We start from the raw sequence: 15,879 nt of genomic DNA on the forward strand, positions 1-15,879 counted from the left end.
AGGCGGACCGCGAGTGTCGCGGGTCGCGCCCGGCGACGTCGCGCGCGTGCCCGGACGGCATCGCGGGCATCATTGACGAAGGACAACCGCTCAACGGCGCCGGAGGAACCGGCGACCCGCGAGGTACGGGCTGAGGAGGAACACGGTGGGGCAGAACGAACGGACCGGGCGGTGCGTGGTCGCAGTGGACGGGCCATCCGGTTCGGGTAAGTCCACCGTCTCGCGGCGGCTCGCCGTCGGCCTGGACGCCCGCTACCTCGACACCGGCGCCATGTACCGGGCGCTGACCTGGGCGGTGCTGCGCTCCGGGGTCGACCTGACCGACGCCGAGTCGGTGACCAAGGTCGCCGGCGAGGTGGACCTGCGCATCGGCACCGACCCCCAGGGGTACGGGGTGACCGCCGACGGCGTGAACGTCGACAAGGAGATCCGCGGCCCCGAGGTGACCGGCGCGGTCTCCGCGGTGGCCGCGGTGCCGGCGGTCCGGGAGATGCTCGTCGCCCGGCAGCGGGAGATCATCGCCAACGCCCGCCGGGTCGTGGTCGAGGGCCGCGACATCGGCTCGGTGGTGGCGCCCGACGCCGACCTGAAGGTCTACCTGACCGCCTCCGAGGCGGCCCGCGCCCAGCGGCGCAGCGCCGAGGACGCCGCCGACGTGGCGGCCACCGCGGCCGACCTGGCCCGCCGCGACAAGCTGGACTCGACCCGCGAGGTCAACCCGTTGCAGCAGGCCCCGGACGCGGTCGTCCTGGACACCACCGAGCTGGGCATCGACGAGGTCGTCGCCCGGCTGCGCCAGCTGCTTACCGAGCGGGGTGTGGCATGACCCAGGACAGCACTGGTTGGGTGGAGCTGCGCGAACCGGACCTCGTCACCGAGGAGCCGTCCGGCCCGCAGCCCGTGGTGGCCGTGGTCGGCCGCCCCAACGTGGGCAAGTCGACGCTGGTCAACCGCCTCATCGGCCGCCGCCAGGCGGTCGTCGAGGACATCCCCGGGGTGACCCGGGACCGGGTCCCGTACGACGCCCAGTGGAACGGTCGGGCCTTCACGGTGGTGGACACCGGTGGTTGGGAGCCCGACGCCAAGGACCGGGCCGCGGCGATCGCCGCCCAGGCCGAGACGGCCGTCGCCACCGCCGACGTGGTGCTCTTCGTGGTCGACGCGATGGTCGGTTCGACCGATGTGGACGAGGCCGCGGTGAAGATGCTGCGCCGCAGCGCCAAGCCGGTGATCCTGGTGGCGAACAAGACCGACAACACGGCCATCGAGATGGAGGCGACCTCGCTCTGGTCGCTCGGCCTCGGTGAGCCGTTCCCGGTCTCCGCGCTGCACGGCCGGGGCTCGGGCGACCTGCTCGACGCCATCCTGGAGGCCCTGCCCGAGGCGCCGAAGATCGTCGAGAACCGGCCGCGCGGTCCCCGCCGGGTGGCCCTCGTCGGCCGGCCCAACGTCGGCAAGTCCAGCCTGCTGAACCGCTTCTCCGGCGAGCTGCGCGCGGTCGTCGACTCGGTCGCCGGCACCACCGTCGACCCGGTCGACAGCCTGGCGGAGATCGGCGGCGAGACCTGGCAGCTGGTGGACACCGCCGGGCTGCGCAAGCGGGTCGGCAAGGCCAGCGGCACCGAGTACTACGCCAGCCTGCGGACCGCCGGGGCGATCGAGGCGGCCGAGGTAGCGGTGGTGCTGCTCGACGCCAGCGAGCCGATCAGCGAGCAGGACCAGCGGATCCTCGCCATGGTCACCGAGGCCGGCCGGGCCCTGGTTATCGCCTTCAACAAGTGGGACCTGGTCGACGCCGACCGCCGGTACTACCTGGACAAGGAGATCGAGCGGGAGCTGCGCCGGATCCCCTGGGCGATCCGGCTGAACCTGTCCGCCATGACCGGCCGGGCCGTGGACAAGCTCGCCCCGGCGCTGCGCAAGGCCCTGGCCAGCTGGGAGACCCGGGTGCCGACCGCGCAGCTCAACCAGTGGCTGACCGCGTTGGTCCAGGCCACCCCGCACCCGGTGCGCGGTGGCCGGGCCCCGAAGATCCTCTTCGCCACCCAGGCGGGGGTCGCGCCGCCGCGGTTCGTGCTCTTCACCACCGCGCCGCTGGATGCCGGCTACCAGCGCTTCGTCGAGCGCAAGCTCCGCGAGGAGTTCGGCTTCGAGGGCAGTCCGGTGGAGATCTCCGTACGCCCGCGCAAGAAGCTGGGCCCGGGCGGCCGCGGCAAGGCCCACGGCTGACCGTACGTCCGAACGCCGGGCGGCCCCGCGCCGCCCGGCGTTTCCTTGCCCGCACCAACCCTCCTAGGACGCTCTAGGGGATGTGAAGGGTGGGCCGGCAGCGCGGGAGGGGGCATGCACGCCTCCGGAAGATCCTGCGCTAAGCTGTACCGGCTGTCGCGGGGAAACCGCGCGGGGGCATCGGGACGTGGCGCAGCTTGGTAGCGCACTTGACTGGGGGTCAAGGGGTCGTCGGTTCGAATCCGGCCGTCCCGACAGCGAGAGGGTTTCCGCAGGTCAGCGACTTGCGGGAGGCCTCTTTTCATTGCTTGGCATGGATGCCTGGTCTAGCACGCCGCTGTTGGACTCCTTGACTCGGGCAGGTTGTCATGCCACTCCTCGATCTTCGGAAGCTCACCGTCGGACTGTCCCGGACCTGGGCCGGGTTCCTGCGGGACTGGGACCGGTCGCTGCGGGCCGGGAACTACCCGCAGACCACCCGCTACAACTACCTCCTCGCTGCCGCACAGTTGGGTCGGTATCTGGGGGAGTCGTCCCCGGATCCGGACGCCGATGATGCGACTGACGACCCGTGTGCGGTGACCCGGGCGCACGTGGAGGCGTTCCAGGCATGGATGATCGACACCAGGTCGGCGTCGACCGCGCTGAACAAGCACAAGGGGCTGCAGCAGTTCTTCAAGTGGCTGCTCATCGACGAGCAGGCCATCGACCGCTCGCCGATGGAACGGGTTCGGCAGCCGAAGACACCCCGCAAGCTGATCCCGGTTCTGCGCGACGAGGACACCAGCAAGCTCCTTGACGCGTGCAAGGGCAAGGGCTTCGCCAACCTGCGCGACGAGGCGCTGATTCGGTTGTACTGCAACACCGGTGCCCGGCTGTCCGAGGTTGGCAACCTGCTCGTGGCCGATGTCGACCTGAACGCCGAGTCGGTGCACTTCCACGGCAAGGGCGCGAAGGACCGACGGGTACGGTTCGGGCCCAAGACCGCTCGGGCGCTGAGCCGCTATCTGAGGGCCCGGGACAAGCACAAGGGCACCGCATTGCCCTCACCTGTGGCTGGCCGAGCGCGGCGTGGCCCCCTTGACCCCGAACGGCATCCAGAGATCACCACACCCGCCCTATCCGTCGAAACGGGTCAAGCCCAGTAGTGGTGAGGTATCGCTGGCCATCGGGCGCAGGATAGCAGGCTCCCTCTGACCGCACGAGGCGATCGGGACGGATGAGAACCCGGCCCGACCGCCTCTGTCACGACCGCCCGACGGATGCGTCGAGCGGTCCTGTCACGAACGACGGCGCGTATATTCCTCGGCGGCCGCCGTGCTGACCGACGCCTCGTAACCGGGGCGTTCCGCGTGGCCCAACCGGTGGTACTTGCCCGCCTTGCGGTCGAGCTTGAGCAGACCGTGCACCGAGCTGACGAGCTGGTACGCTCCGGCGCGGCCTGGGTTCGGGTCGGGCCGGAGGAACGCCACGATCTCGTCTCCCACAGCGCTCTGCTCGGCCTCCATGAACTGGAAATCCACGACGGCGTTGGCCGGTGCGGACGCGGGGAGCATCGCCGCCTGGTCAGGCTTGAGGTCCGGCAGCACCTGACTCAGCGGGATCTGGCCGCCGTCTCGGTAGACGACGACGGTGGAGCCGACCGCCACGCTGCTGCTGCTGGACTTCGTGACCTTCACCGTGAGCTTCGTGTAGGCGACCTGTTCCTGGTACACCGGTGTGGCCTCCACGACCGTGCCGCTGACGATCAGCCGGACGTTAGGGCTGGCCGCGAGCTGGGCGAGGGTCGCGTAGTCCTCCTTGAGTACGGCGTCGGATGCCACCTTGAGCGCGACCACCGGCGCGTCGACCGAGGCGGCGTCACCGCCACCGGTTTCCGCTCGGGCGGCGGCGCCAGAGCCGGACGTCCCGGCCGCCGACGTCCCCGAATCAGGTGAGCTGGCGCAGGCCGCCAGGCCGATGGTGAGCGCGACGCCGAGCAGCAGTGGCACGGTCTTCGTCATGGAGGTCCTCGTCATCGTCGTCGCGCTCCTCAGTACAGGTAGTTGATGCCGTTGAGGTCATCGGGTGTGGCGCGGTTGGTGGACAGATCGGCGATGTCCGAGCGCATTACGGCCGTTCCGCTGTACACGTGGGCCAGCCCCATGCTGTGTCCCTGCTCGTGGGCGATGACCCCCTTCTTGTTGGGGCAGTTGGCGTAGTCCCCGTCGAGGAGGACCTTCGCCCACACCCAGTTTGCCGTCGACGGGTTGATCTGCGTGGACCCGCTGAACATCTGGGTGAGTCCCCACCAGCTGTTGATGGTGGAGACCTTGTAGTGGTCCATCCGGCTGCTCGACTTCACCGAGGTCCGAGTGTAGGAGATCGGCGTCGTGATGCCCCAGTACGACGTTGTGTAGATCCAATTGTCCATCGCGGTGTCGATCGTGCCGGAGTAGGCGGAAGCTGAGGAGTCGACCCAGTAGTGCTGGGTGCTCGACCCGTAGTTGCCCACTCCGTAGATCAACTTGTGGCCGTTGAAAGTCGCGTAAGCCGAGGCGGGCACCGCCCCGGTTGCCAGCTCGATGGTCAGGAGCATGCCGCTGGCCGTCAGGGCCGTGAGTGCGCGTTTGATCACGAAACCTCCCCGCGTTAGGGCGGCCGACGACGACCGCGGCGTGATCATTCCAAAGTGGATGCCGAGTGTCAATGAATCCGACCGCGACAAGGGGGTGGAGGTGGGCCTCCCGTCCGGCGGGGAGACCGGCACAGGCGGAACTACTCCTCGCAGGCCTCGCCCTAGCTTGATCTTTAACCTGTTCGGCGTGGGCGGGGATTGGCGGTCTTGGTCTTTTTGGCGGTTGGTTTTGCGGCGTTCGTGGTGGTCGCGGTCTGAACGTCGTAGCGCGGGGTGGGGTGACTGTTGCGGCGGCCGGGTGGTCGTCCTGGTCCTGGTCGGCACGGCTTAGGCGCACCGGCGGGCAGGTGACGAGCCTGTCGTACAGCTTTCGATCTTCGCCTGTCAATAGTTGTTGCTGCGATTCGTCTATTGTGGACGATCATCTTGCGCCGTGGCATACAACTTCATCTCCTGCAGCCCGGACAACTTGTCGCTGCCCCGACATGACCTGCGTGGGTGGCTGCCGCCGCAGCATCTGTGCTGGCAGGTCCTGGCGGCCGGTGGCGCCTGCCGCTCGGGGTGGCTTGGGTAGTCGTAGTACCCGGTCGGTGCGGATGCGGCCCAGCAGCTGCACAGGCAGATCCGCGAGGACGAACGCCAGTCGGGTGATGTCGTAGCCGGTGTCGGCGACGATCAGGATCTCAGGATCGCCGTCGCGCCAGTGCCCTGCGGCGATGAGACGATTGACGACATCGCGTAGCTGGTCGGCGGTCACGGCGGTGGCGTCGTCGGTCGTCCGAGGCGCACCACGTCCAGGATCGCGGTCCACGAGGTGCGGCCGGACTCCAGCGCGGCGACGAACGAGTACGGCCACCCGGAAATCATCTGGGCCTGACCCTTCGCCCGCCCATAGACGTGGCAGAACAGCCGGTCCGCCGAAGTGGACGTCGGGGCGCAGCCAGCTACTGACATCGACCGCCAGGACCCTCCGCCCGTTCGCGGTCCTCGGAAGCGGCAGGCCGGCCAGCCTCACCCGCAGCCGGCCTATGTCGAGCCGGCCGCTGTTCAACCCGTCGTACAAGGCGCCGTGACCACGCCGGTGCTCCGCCGCAAGCGACAGGTCGACCACGCCCAGGTAGTCCACAATCGTGGCCACGGCCACCGCCTGATCTTCGCGTCTTTGCCGGGACCGCAGGATCATCAGACGGTGGCCGTCTTCCGTCCCGCAGGACACGCTGGCATTCATAAAGGACCGTGTCGACCCACGGACGGCGAGGTTAAAGAACAAGCTCGGGTGGTGATGGTTTCTCCCAGGGGCGGCGCAGGTCGGCGGCCAGGGTGCGGGCCAGGGGGAGTTGGGTGCAGGCGGCGAGGATCAGCCAGGTCCAGCGGTCGTCTCGCCCTCGCTGTTGTCACCCGTGTCTCCTGAAATGTCTCGGCAAGATCCACAGGGTTGACACGGGCCGGGGCCCCAGCAATGATCGCTTCATTCCGCATGTCACGTCATTCATGTCGGCGACAGGCTGGCAAGCCGAAGCGATGGTGCGACGAGTTGTACGACGATCTGGTGAAACGTCAGCGCGATCTGAACCTTGGAACCGCTCTTGCATGGGACTCGTACCGCGAGCATCGCGCGCGGCTGACAAAGCTCATCATGGGCCACCATCACCCAGCTGTCGGTGCCCGCCTGGTCATCCTCGGGGCGGGAAACTGCAATGACGTCGACCTGCGGCAGGTGGGCGCGGCGTACGGTGAGGTGTGCCTGGTCGATATAGATGAGGACGCGTTGAAGGCGGCCGTCGAGCGGCAGGGGCTGTCACGTGCCCCTCACGTTCGCCTGTTCGGGGCCATAAACCTGGCCGATGTCGAACCTCAGACCGTGGCGAAGCTGGGGCATGCCGATGTCGTGGTTTCCGCCGGACTCCTGACCCAACTGCTGGACGCCGAGATCGAGCGGGGCGGAGCAGCGGAGGAACTTGTCGAGGTCCGTAACGCACACCTGCGGCTACTGGCCCGCCTGTTGTCCGAGAAGGGAGTCGCTCTGCTGGTCACCGACTTCGTCTCGTCCGACACCTGCCCCGCCCTGCATACCGTCGCCGATGCCGACCTGCCCATGCTGGCGGCCGACCTCATTGAGGCGAAGAACTTCTTCACCGGAGCGAATCCCTTCGCCGTCGAGCAACGGCTCCGGAACGATCCCCACCTGTCGGTCAGGCCGGTCGGTGTCACGCTGCCCTGGCGGTGGACACTCGGCGCACGGGTCTATCTGGTCTGTGCCGTCGTGTTCGAGAAGCTGGCCGGGAGATGACGCATCGGTGTCGACGGGAACGTCGGCGGCCCCCGACACGGGGGGCACTGGCGTTCCGCGCGTTCCGTTCGGCGGGTGGTCAGCCCTTTCCTAGCGCTGCAGGAACTCCTGCGAATCCACGGCCCGCTTCTGCAAGGCAGCGGGCAGGTGTTCGGAGTGACCACCGGCGTACCGGAAGACGGCGGCACCGTCGTCGTACCGGTATATGCCCTCGCCGCACGCGTGGCACGGCGTAACGGCGGGGACCGGGCGGGCGGGCTGTAGGTTCGGGCGGATGACCAGCAGAGCCGCCGCCGGTGGGGCGGTGGGCAAAGGTGGACATCGCCGGTCGGCCGCTTTCGCCGCCGGCCTGGAACTCAAGCGGGAGTTCGCCGCCGGCGACCTTGTGCCTGCCGAGAATTCCATTCAGGCAGGTCAGACACCCCATGTCGTTGAGTGTCATCCATGAAGGAGCGGGGCCGGTCAAGGCTGGGATTTTGACCTGCTGACGTTGATTTTTCCGGTTCCGGCAATGGGTTTCGGGCAGGCGTGTGTGCGGTGCCGGGGTCAACGGCTGGGCCGTAGGCCCACCCCGCAGGGGCTTGGCCTTGACGCCGGCGCCGTGCGCGCCATGCTCGTGATGCCGGAAGGCGTTGTGGGTGGTCGCGTCACCAGTTCCGACCGATGTCGGAGGGGCAGGCCGAGGGGTTCGGCTGCCGGTCATCCATTCGCCCTGCGGGTTCGGGGCATGGTGGTGTGCGACCGTGACCGGACGGGGTCAATCAAGCGGGCGGCCTCGCCGTCGGCCGACGGGGGTCAGACACAGAACGAGCTCGCGTCCGGTCACGTCCGAACCTGCTCACGCCGCCGCCTTGGCCGGTGCGAGGGCGCGGATGTGCCCGTCGCGTAGGCCGTAGTAGACGAGGGTGAGCAGCTTGCGGGCCACCGCGACGGTGGCGATGTTGCGTCCGCGGCGTTCGGCGATGCGGGCGCGGGTGGAGGTCAGCCAGGCGGCGGTGTGCGGGACGCCGTGGGCGGCCTCGACCGCGGCCCACCGCACCAGGGTCGAGCCCTGCTTGGTGATCCGTCCCCGGTGCACGACAAGGTCGGACTCGCGGTGCCGCGGGGTCAGCCCGGCCCACGAGGTCAGCTGCGCCGGTCCGGGGAACCGGTCGACCTCGCCGATCTCGGCGACGAACACCGCCCCCAGGACCGGGCCGATGCCGGGGATGGCCTGGATCGCGGTGTAGCCGGCGTGCCCGGCGAGCCTGGCCCGGATCGGCCCGGCGACCGCCCCGATCTCGAAGTCGACCGCGTCGATCAGCCGGCACAGCGAGGCCAGCCGACCCCGATACGCCCCATCCAAGGGGGCCCGGGCGAGCAGTTCCCGCCCACCCACGCCGAACAGATCCGATACCGCGATGTGCACGCCCTGCTTGGCCAACACCGCATGCACCGATGCCTTCAACCCCGAACGCCACGCGACTAGCTTGGCCCGATACCGCACCAGCTCCCGCAGCTCGCGCACCACCGGCGGGGCCACATACGCCTCCGGCAACCTGCCCATCCGCAGCAGATCCGCCAGATCAGCCGCGTCACGGGCGTCGTTCTTCACCCGCCGGTAGGCGAACCCCTTCACCCCCAACGGATGCGCCAAATGCACCCGGGCACCGGCCGCGGTCAGCACATCCACCGCCCAGTACCAGCCGTAGGTGGCCTCCAGGACCACCTCCGGGTCGGGGCCGGCCTTGGCGATCTCCAACCCCAGCGCGACCGGGTCGTTGTCGATCCGCACCGTTTCGAGCTTCTCGCCGGCCTCGGTCATCCGCACGATCACCGACCTGCGGCGATGCAGATCGATACCCACGATCTGCCGGCCGTCGTACTCTGCCTGCATGAGGGGCCTCCTTCGTCGTGAGAAGTGAGCACCCCGAGCATCCCGCCCGGGACCCGCGAGGAGCGAGGCCCCGCTCCTTCATGCCATCAAGCGGCATGGGGTTGGACATGGTGCGACCAGGCGGTCGCCTCGTCGTAGCGGGTGCGGGTCTTGAGGCAGCCGTGGAGTATGCCGACCAGGCGGTTGCCGACCTGCCTCAGGGCCGGGTTGTAGCCGACCTCGCGTGCGCGCTGCTTGTCGTAGTAGGCGCGGGCGCCGGGTGAGGCCCGCAGGGCGGAGAACGCCTGGGTCTGCAAGGCGTCGGCGAGCCGGTTGTTGCGGACGTAACGGGCTTGGACGGTGTGGCTCTTGCCGGAGGCCCGGGTGACGGGGCTGGTGCCCGCGTAGTTCTTGCGGGCTTTGGCGGAGGCGTAGCGGGCGGGATCGTCTCCGAATTCAGCGATCACCCGAGCGCCGGTGATCTCCGCGATGCCTGGCATCGAGAGGTAGATCTCAGCGTCCGGGTGCGCGAGAAAATGTGCCTTCATTTGCCCTTCCATCTCCGCGATCTGCTCGTTCAGCGCGATCAGCACGCGGGCGTGGGCGGCGGCCGCCGCGTAGGCGGTCGTGACCGGCTCGGGCAGGCCCAGCTGCCGCTCGCGCAGCGCGGCCTGGATCGCGGCCGCCTTCTCGTCCCGGTTGCGGCGCCGGGCCCGGGCCAGGACCGCGGTGATCTGCGTGCGGGTCAGCTTCGCCGCCGCTGCGGGCGTGGGTGCCTTGATCAGCAACTCCAGCGCGTCCGTGCTGGTCAGCGCCAGCTCGGCGTAGGCGCCCAGCGCGCCAGGGAAGTACTCGCGCAGGGTGCTGCGCAGCCGCTGGAAGGTGCGGGTGCGTTCCCAGATCAGAGTCTGGTGGGCGCGGGCGACGACCTTGACGGCCTGGGCCTGGTCACTGTCGCCGGCCACCTGCCGCAGCTGGGCCCGGTCGATGCGGACCATGTCGGCCAGTGCGTGCGCGTCGCCCTTGTCGCTCTTGGCGCCGGAGGTGGCGTAACGTTTGAACCGCGCGACCTGGCGGGGGTTGATCGCGTACACCTGGTAGCCGGAGGCGATCAGGGCCTGCACCCACGAGCCGCGGTCGGTCTCGATCCCGACGATCACCCGGGCCGCGTCCAGGTCCTCACCGCCGTGACGCGCGAGGAGCTCGTGTAGCTTCGCGATGCCGTCCACGCCCTCCGGCAGTCGCGCGGCGGCGAGCTTGCGACCAGCCTCGTCCTGGATCTCGACGTCTTGATGATCTTCCGCCCAATCGTCGCCGATCAGCAGCAACATGCCCTCCCCTGCAACGTCGTTCACTACGTTCAGCAGCCTGCGGAAGGCGCGGCACGCGGCCTAATGGATCCAGTGCTCACGCCCTCCAGGGGCGGGCACGCCACCCCATCAGCGGTCTGGCCTCCCGGCCGACCAGCAAGGGCACGGTCTGACCTCAGAAGTCGAACGCTTCCGGCGGCATGAGTGCTCACCTGCTGGCGGCTACGGCACCGAGTCTGACCGCGACCCGGTAGCTCCCATTAGGCGGCACGTTCGTACTCGTGAAGGATGCCGCCGAGGCGGTCACGTCGGTGGATGCGCAGGTGGGCGAGCGGGTCCGAGCCGGTGATCGGTTCGGACAGCGGCGCGAGTGGACGGGCGTTGGCGATGCCCTGGTGCGGACGAAGTCGACGACCGGCACGTATGGGGAATTGGTATGTGTCGATCAGACGATATGGACTCCCACGACAGCTGGCGGGAGGTCACGCGCTGCTCGTCTGGCTGACGGCAGGGAAGTCGATGGTGGCGGGGGAGTGGTGCGACGACTCCTTTACTCGGCCGGTTTATGCTTCGGGCGACCTGGGCAAGCGTGCGTGAGCATGCCGCTGGGCCACCGGACTACTGGGGGTCAAGGGGTCGTCGGTTCGAATCCGGCCGTCCCGACAGCGAGAGGGTTTCCGCAGGTCAGCGACTTGCGGAAACTCTCTTTTCATTGCTTGGCATGGTTGCCTGGTCTAGCACGCCGCTGTTGGACTCCTTGAGTCGGACAGGTTGTCATTCCACTCCTTGATCTTCAGAAGCTCACCGCCGGGCTGTCCCGGACCTTGGCCGGATTCCTTCGCGGCTGGGCCCGGCCTCTGCGGGCCGGCAAGTAACCGGAGACCGCCCGCGACACCTTCCTCCTTGATCCGCTATGCGGCATACCTCGACGACTCCGGCGATCCGGAGCAGGCGCGCGCGTGTTTTCGACGAAAACCCGAGGCTCGTGCGGCAGCACGAGGAGTGCCTCAAGGCAGCCGGATTCACCAGCATGTAACGGATCGAGTGCCCTGGATTGGATCCACGGTATTGTCATCGCCACCAAATGACCCTCGAGGAGAGGTCGACTGGTGATGCGGTTCGGGCTGGACGTCTCCAGCGCGGGCGCGTACGCGAATCCGCGGCTGATCGCAAACCTGGCGGCACGGATCGAGACCGCCGGGTGGGACGGGCGTCACCCCGCACCGTCAGACGGAGGGTATGTCGCACGCATCCTTGGGTAGATCGCAAGCAGCCGCCGGAGGTCGCTCCGCCCTAGCGGTGGTGCGGGGCGGACGGGCGGATCCGCGCCGTGCCGCCTCGGCAAGCAGCATCCGTAGTCCTTCGGCGAGGCCGGCGCTCCTGGTGACTCGATGGGCGAACGGCAGCCTAACATCGGTGTGCCTGTCCGGTGCCTCGGCGCGGAGCACGATGCCGTCGGCGTCGACAGTGACCGGTACGACCCGCGCCGGCTTGGTGGTCAACGCCGGGTCGAGCAGCGTCGCGAGCTGGTCAAGGACAGCGCTGTGCTGCTGGGTGAGGGGAACAGGAATCGTCTTGCCGGCCGCCCCTACCGTCGAGGTATGTCCGCACCTGCCTGGGCGGTCGTTGCCGCCCTCACCGGCGTACTTCTGGTCCTGGCCGCCGCCGGCTGGCGGTGGCATGCGCGGGCGCGGGCCAAGGCCCGTCGCGTGCTGACCCGCGAGCAGAAGCTCGCCGCCGGCCGGCAGGCGGTCCGACAGATGGGCCGCTCCGGCCCCCGCCCGCGCCGGTACCCCTTCGACACGGGCGGCCCGCCCGGTGACGGCTACCCGGGGACGTTCGCGCAGAACAGCTGGTACGGCGACGCCGCCGGCCACGGCGGATCCGACGGCGGCGGGAGCGACGGCGGCTCCTACTGAGCGGCCCGCGGCCTGTGGGTTCCAAAACTCGGTCACGGCCCTGGCCTGCTGTTATGCGGCGCGTTGGTAGTCGCTGATCAGGCCGCCGCCGAGGGGCCGCTATTGCGTGGTCTGGGTACGGTGGATTGCCTGCTCAATGTACGAGGCTGCGGCGAGCAATGGGCGGCCGAGGCGTTCGACGGCAAGGCTGCCGGTCCGGCCGACCACACCGACGACGCCGATGATCCGCCGGTCCGGGCCGTGCACGCCAGCGGCGATGCAGTTGTATCCGCGCATGGACTCTTGATGTTCGATGGCGACACCGGCGTTGCGGGCTGTGTCGATGGCGGCGAGAACCTTTTCCAGCTGGGTGGGAGTGTACGGCGTCATCCTTGGCAGGGGTCGCGAGCGTAGGTATTCCGTCAGGTCCGGCCGGTCGCCGAGAAGGATCCGCCCGCACGCGGTGGTCAGGAACTGCGCGCCGCGGATTGCGGTCGGCCAGGGCCGGCGCACGTCGGCCAACCGGTCGGTTCCGAAAGCGGTTTCCAGCACCACGTTGGTCGTCTCAGTGAAGACGGACAACCAGACGATCTCACGGGTACGCGCGAAGAGATCTTGTACGTACGGGGTAGCAGCCTGGCGCAGGCCCTGTTGCCAGGCGGCCTGGGCGCCGAACTCCAGCAGACGCGGGCCCAACCGGTAGCCGGTGGCGTCGCGGTTGAGGATTTTACGGGCGACCAGGTCGGCCGCGATACGCCGAACGGTCGGCTTCGGAATGCCGGTGTGACGGGTCAGCGCGGCCAGCGTCGCCGCCTCCTCGAGGGCGCCGACCGCCTCGAGCACCGCCATCACCCGGCCTGTGACGGTGTGGTCGTCCATGGCGTCAATGATCGCGTACCGAAACCCTCCAGCGTGTCGGATCTACGACGCGGCCGGGATCGGCGCGGTGTGGGGTCTCCTCGAACGCCCGGACGCCGAACGCCGAGGCGAACTGGCAGTCGTGTCAGTGAGTGATTCGCAAACCTGGACCGTCCATATCGACGGCTCCATCCTGTGCATAACTCACGCCCCGATCCAGGGAGCACTGCGCGTCCACGGTGGTCGCAACGAGCTATTCCACGACGGGCTTGATCGCCAAATCAGACGAGATAGGAGTTTCCCGATGAAACGACCAAGGCGTGGAGCGGCGGTCTTGGCAATTGTGGCTCTCGCGACCGTCGCGACCATCGCGTTTGCGCCCGCTGCGGCCGCAACCTTCCCAGGCCGCAATGGCCTCATCGCCTTCCAGGCCGAAACAGAGCAGGGGCTGCAGATCTTCACCGTTCGGGCGAACGGGCACCAGTTGCACCAGATCACCCACGTCGACGGCGCCGCGGCCCTCCCGGACTGGTCCCCGGATGGGCGCTGGATCGCGTTCACACTCAACGAGTGTTCGGTGGCCATCATGGACGCCGACGGAGGCGACCTCAGCGTCCTCGCCGAGGATCCGGGTCTCTGCCAGGGTGATGCGTCCTTCACTCCGGACGGTTCGAGGCTCGTGTACACCCGCTTCGACGTCGCCTTGGAGGTCGAGCAGATCTGGAGCATGGACGTCGACGGCTCCGACAAGCGGTTCATCACCGACCCTGGTGGGCCCGATCCGAACGTCTCGCCCGATGGTCGGAAGACCAGTTTCAAGGGCCCGCCCGACGGCGCCTTGTTCGTAGCGAACATCGACGGCAGCGGCATTGTCCAGATCTCGCCGTCGATCTCGGTCACCTACAAGCACGACTGGTCGCCGGACGGCCAGCACTTGGTCGTTAGTGACAACTCTGAGCCTGCCCCGGATGAAGCCGTCAACATTGTGACGGTCCGGCCGGACGGCAGCGACTGGACCTACTTGACGCATTACCCGGCTGGGTTCCGCGCCAACGTGGGCGGCTACTCGCCGGATGGTCAGTGGATCGTCTTTAGGCTCGAGGGCCCGGGCCTGGTGCCTACGATGTACCGGATCCGCCCCGACGGGTCGGACCTCCACAAGATCTTCCAGTCGTCAACGATCGTCCCCCGGTTCATCGACTGGGGGCCGGCAGCGCGGCACTGAGGCCCGAGGAACGAAGAAAGGGAGCGAGCCTTGCGGCCGCTTCCTCTTCGCGCTCGCCCGTGTTGGCTCCGGCGGCGTGTCGGGTTCCAAAACCCTGTCGTCTGGTCTGGGCTGGGCTTCTATGCGGCTCGTTCGTACTCGATGATCAGTCCGCCCAGGACGGGACGGCGTTTGATCCGCTCGTGGGTTAGGTCAACTACAGGGCGATCGGAGCGCGGGGGCTGCAACTGCAGCGCTCGGTGAGGACGCCGCCCGTTGTAGTGACGGGCGTATTCGCCGAGTGTTCGGCGTAGATGTCGCTCTCCGAGGACGAGCAGGCGATCGGTGATCTCCCTGCGGACGGTGCCGACGAACCTTTCGGCGAAGGCGTTGGCCCGCGGGCCGCGCGGTGGGATCCTGCACACGGTGATGCCGGCGTCGGACAGCACCGCGTCGAAGGCGGCGGTGAACTGCCCAGCCCGGTCACGGATGAGGAATTTGAATTGGTCGGCGCGTTCGCCCAGGTCCATGAGCAGGTTGCGGGCCGCCTGGGTGGTCCGCGGCCCGTCCGGGTTGGCGGTGATGCCGAGGATGTGCACGTAGCGGCTGTCCACCTCTATTACGAAGAACACGTACAGGCGCTTGAGGGTGATTGCGCAGTCCACATGGAAGAAGTCACAGGCGAGCATGGTCGATGCTTGGGTGCGCAGGAAGCGCCGCCAGGTGGTGTGGTCACGGCGTACCGGCGTCGGCGGTATCTCGCAGCGTTTGAGGATCCGGCGGATGGTGGAGGTGCCAACACGGTGGCCGAGGCCGAGCAGTTCGCCTCGGATTCTCTGGTAGCCCCGGCCGGGATTATCTCGGGCCATCTGCTCAACCAGGGCGGCGATGGCTGGGTCGACCGGCGGGCGGCCGGGCCGATGAGGGTAGGTCAAGTGGCGGGCCACCAGCCGCCGATGCCAACGAAGCACCGTGGCCGGGGTGACGAGCCGGTGCCGCTTCAACGCCCGGGGCAGGAGTCTGATCAGGGCGGCGAGCACGGCGCGGTCGGCCCAGTCCAGACGTGGCCTGGGGTTCTGGCGGAGCAGGACCGCGTTCTCGTGACGGAGAACCAAGATCTCCACGTCTTTGGCCGCGCTGGTGCGGGTCATCAGGGTAAGCCAGCCGGCGATGCGGCAGAGCACGAGGTAGAGAAGTCGTAGCGACACGAGCAACGATCATGCCCGGCGACACTGTCGGACATCGGATCCGGCCAGGTCAGCTACCGTGACGCGGTTTTGGAACCCCACAGGTAGCCGGTGGCGTCGCGGTTGAGGATTTTACGGGCGACCAGGTCGGCCGCGATACGCCGAACGGTCGGCTTCGGAATGCCGGTGTGACGGGTCAGCGCGGCCAGCGTCGCCGCCTCCTCGAGGGCGCCGACCGCCTCGAGCACCGCCATCACCCGGCCTGTGACGGTGTGGTCGTCCATGGCGTCAATGATCGCGTACCGAAACCCTCCAGCGTGTCGGATCTACGACGCGGCCGGGATCGGCGCGGTGTCGGACCTCCTCGAACGCCCGGACGCCGAACGCCGAGGCGAACTGGCAGTCGTGTCAGTGAGTGATTCGCACACCTG

General features: G+C 68.4%; 15 protein-coding genes, 1 tRNA gene and 1 pseudogene. 8 read left to right on the forward strand and 9 right to left on the reverse strand.

Translation table 11 applies throughout. The annotated features are described in order from the left end of the window. Nucleotides 1-145: 145 nt before the first annotated feature. The 4 genes from cmk to ACTWO6_RS13475 all read left to right on the forward strand — a co-directional run bounded on the left by cmk (nucleotide 146) and on the right by ACTWO6_RS13475 (nucleotide 3,377). Nucleotides 146-826, forward strand: a complete 681-nt coding sequence (gene cmk / locus ACTWO6_RS13460; RefSeq protein WP_446219950.1) for a (d)CMP kinase — start codon at nucleotides 146-148, stop codon at nucleotides 824-826. Next, the gene (der, locus tag ACTWO6_RS13465) at nucleotides 823-2,229 is read left to right on the forward strand and encodes a ribosome biogenesis GTPase Der (RefSeq protein WP_446219951.1); all 1,407 of its coding nucleotides are present in this window, start codon (nucleotides 823-825) and stop codon (nucleotides 2,227-2,229) included. Before cmk ends, der begins: the two co-directional genes overlap by 4 nt. Nucleotides 2,230-2,410: 181 nt before the next feature. Further along, nucleotides 2,411-2,484, forward strand: a tRNA-Pro gene (locus ACTWO6_RS13470). Between the two features lie 113 nt (nucleotides 2,485-2,597). Next, nucleotides 2,598-3,377: a tyrosine-type recombinase/integrase gene (locus ACTWO6_RS13475; RefSeq protein ID WP_446219952.1), complete on the forward strand. Its 780-nt coding sequence runs from the start codon at nucleotides 2,598-2,600 to the stop codon at nucleotides 3,375-3,377. A gap of 132 nt (nucleotides 3,378-3,509) precedes the next feature. On the opposite strand, the gene ACTWO6_RS13480 is transcribed toward ACTWO6_RS13475, so the two are convergent. The 3 genes from ACTWO6_RS13480 to ACTWO6_RS13490 form a co-directional block, all read right to left on the reverse strand. Beyond that, nucleotides 3,510-4,247, reverse strand: a complete 738-nt coding sequence (locus ACTWO6_RS13480; RefSeq protein WP_446219953.1) for a hypothetical protein — start codon at nucleotides 4,245-4,247, stop codon at nucleotides 3,510-3,512. A 14-nt stretch (nucleotides 4,248-4,261) separates the two neighbouring features. Beyond that, nucleotides 4,262-4,846 carry a matrixin family metalloprotease gene (locus ACTWO6_RS13485; RefSeq protein ID WP_446219954.1) on the reverse strand — a complete coding sequence of 195 codons (585 nt, stop codon included), beginning with the start codon at nucleotides 4,844-4,846 and terminating at the stop codon, nucleotides 4,262-4,264. A gap of 421 nt (nucleotides 4,847-5,267) precedes the next feature. Next, nucleotides 5,268-6,074 (reverse strand): transposase, encoded by an 807-nt coding sequence (locus tag ACTWO6_RS13490; protein WP_446219955.1) that lies wholly within the window; start codon nucleotides 6,072-6,074, stop codon nucleotides 5,268-5,270. Between the two features lie 306 nt (nucleotides 6,075-6,380). On the opposite strand from ACTWO6_RS13490, the gene ACTWO6_RS13495 reads away from it, so the two are divergent. Next, on the forward strand, nucleotides 6,381-7,136 hold the full coding sequence (locus tag ACTWO6_RS13495; RefSeq protein WP_446219956.1) for a hypothetical protein: 756 nt from the start codon (nucleotides 6,381-6,383) through the stop codon (nucleotides 7,134-7,136). Nucleotides 7,137-7,410: 274 nt separating this feature from the next. Further along, the gene (locus ACTWO6_RS13500) at nucleotides 7,411-7,584 is read left to right on the forward strand and encodes a hypothetical protein (protein ID WP_446219957.1); all 174 of its coding nucleotides are present in this window, start codon (nucleotides 7,411-7,413) and stop codon (nucleotides 7,582-7,584) included. Between the two features lie 390 nt (nucleotides 7,585-7,974). Here the strand turns inward: ACTWO6_RS13500 and ACTWO6_RS13505 are convergent, their stop codons facing one another. The 3 genes and pseudogenes from ACTWO6_RS13505 to ACTWO6_RS13515 form a co-directional block, all read right to left on the reverse strand. Next, entirely contained in the window at nucleotides 7,975-9,012 is a 1,038-nt protein-coding gene (locus ACTWO6_RS13505) for an IS110 family transposase (RefSeq protein WP_446219958.1), read from the reverse strand. An 86-nt stretch (nucleotides 9,013-9,098) separates the two neighbouring features. Continuing rightward, on the reverse strand, nucleotides 9,099-10,319 hold the full coding sequence (locus ACTWO6_RS13510; protein ID WP_446220652.1) for an IS110 family transposase: 1,221 nt from the start codon (nucleotides 10,317-10,319) through the stop codon (nucleotides 9,099-9,101). A gap of 1,208 nt (nucleotides 10,320-11,527) precedes the next feature. Continuing rightward, a pseudogene (locus ACTWO6_RS13515) lies at nucleotides 11,528-11,860 on the reverse strand (DUF2470 domain-containing protein); the annotation flags it as partial. 42 nt (nucleotides 11,861-11,902) lie between these two features. Between ACTWO6_RS13515 and ACTWO6_RS13520 the strand changes: the two are divergent. Continuing rightward, nucleotides 11,903-12,220 (forward strand): hypothetical protein, encoded by a 318-nt coding sequence (locus tag ACTWO6_RS13520; RefSeq protein WP_446220879.1) that lies wholly within the window; start codon nucleotides 11,903-11,905, stop codon nucleotides 12,218-12,220. A 99-nt stretch (nucleotides 12,221-12,319) separates the two neighbouring features. Here ACTWO6_RS13520 and ACTWO6_RS13525 read toward each other — a convergent pair whose 3' ends face one another. Then, entirely contained in the window at nucleotides 12,320-13,078 is a 759-nt protein-coding gene (locus ACTWO6_RS13525) for an IclR family transcriptional regulator (RefSeq protein WP_446219959.1), read from the reverse strand. A 7-nt stretch (nucleotides 13,079-13,085) separates the two neighbouring features. Here ACTWO6_RS13525 and ACTWO6_RS13530 point away from each other — a divergent pair, with 7 nt between their 5' ends. Continuing rightward, nucleotides 13,086-14,282 (forward strand): TolB family protein, encoded by a 1,197-nt coding sequence (locus tag ACTWO6_RS13530; RefSeq protein ID WP_446219960.1) that lies wholly within the window; start codon nucleotides 13,086-13,088, stop codon nucleotides 14,280-14,282. A 119-nt stretch (nucleotides 14,283-14,401) separates the two neighbouring features. On the opposite strand, the gene ACTWO6_RS13535 is transcribed toward ACTWO6_RS13530, so the two are convergent. Together ACTWO6_RS13535 and ACTWO6_RS13540 are read right to left on the reverse strand one after the other, a co-directional pair. Next, nucleotides 14,402-15,412 carry a transposase gene (locus ACTWO6_RS13535; protein ID WP_446219961.1) on the reverse strand — a complete coding sequence of 337 codons (1,011 nt, stop codon included), beginning with the start codon at nucleotides 15,410-15,412 and terminating at the stop codon, nucleotides 14,402-14,404. Between the two features lie 110 nt (nucleotides 15,413-15,522). Then, nucleotides 15,523-15,732: a helix-turn-helix domain-containing protein gene (locus ACTWO6_RS13540; protein WP_446219963.1), complete on the reverse strand. Its 210-nt coding sequence runs from the start codon at nucleotides 15,730-15,732 to the stop codon at nucleotides 15,523-15,525. Nucleotides 15,733-15,879 lie beyond the last annotated feature (147 nt).

This window comes from Micromonospora sp. IBHARD004 (assembly GCF_052814115.1).

Bases quoted from the DNA above. Each gene is read 5' to 3' on its own strand.
- der (WP_446219951.1), top strand. From the start codon at position 823: ATGACCCAGGACAGCACTGGTTGGGTGGAGCTGCGCGAACCGGACCTC.
- ACTWO6_RS13490 (WP_446219955.1), bottom strand. From the start codon at position 6,074: ATGAATGCCAGCGTGTCCTGCGGGACGGAAGACGGCCACCGTCTGATG.
- ACTWO6_RS13530 (WP_446219960.1), top strand. From the start codon at position 13,086: ATGATCGCGTACCGAAACCCTCCAGCGTGTCGGATCTACGACGCGGCC.
- ACTWO6_RS13500 (WP_446219957.1), top strand. From the start codon at position 7,411: ATGACCAGCAGAGCCGCCGCCGGTGGGGCGGTGGGCAAAGGTGGACAT.
- ACTWO6_RS13505 (WP_446219958.1), bottom strand. From the start codon at position 9,012: ATGCAGGCAGAGTACGACGGCCGGCAGATCGTGGGTATCGATCTGCAT.
- ACTWO6_RS13525 (WP_446219959.1), bottom strand. From the start codon at position 13,078: ATGGACGACCACACCGTCACAGGCCGGGTGATGGCGGTGCTCGAGGCG.
- ACTWO6_RS13540 (WP_446219963.1), bottom strand. From the start codon at position 15,732: ATGGACGACCACACCGTCACAGGCCGGGTGATGGCGGTGCTCGAGGCG.
- ACTWO6_RS13475 (WP_446219952.1), top strand. From the start codon at position 2,598: ATGCCACTCCTCGATCTTCGGAAGCTCACCGTCGGACTGTCCCGGACC.
- ACTWO6_RS13520 (WP_446220879.1), top strand. From the start codon at position 11,903: ATGTCCGCACCTGCCTGGGCGGTCGTTGCCGCCCTCACCGGCGTACTT.
- ACTWO6_RS13480 (WP_446219953.1), bottom strand. From the start codon at position 4,247: ATGACGAGGACCTCCATGACGAAGACCGTGCCACTGCTGCTCGGCGTC.
- ACTWO6_RS13535 (WP_446219961.1), bottom strand. From the start codon at position 15,412: ATGACCCGCACCAGCGCGGCCAAAGACGTGGAGATCTTGGTTCTCCGT.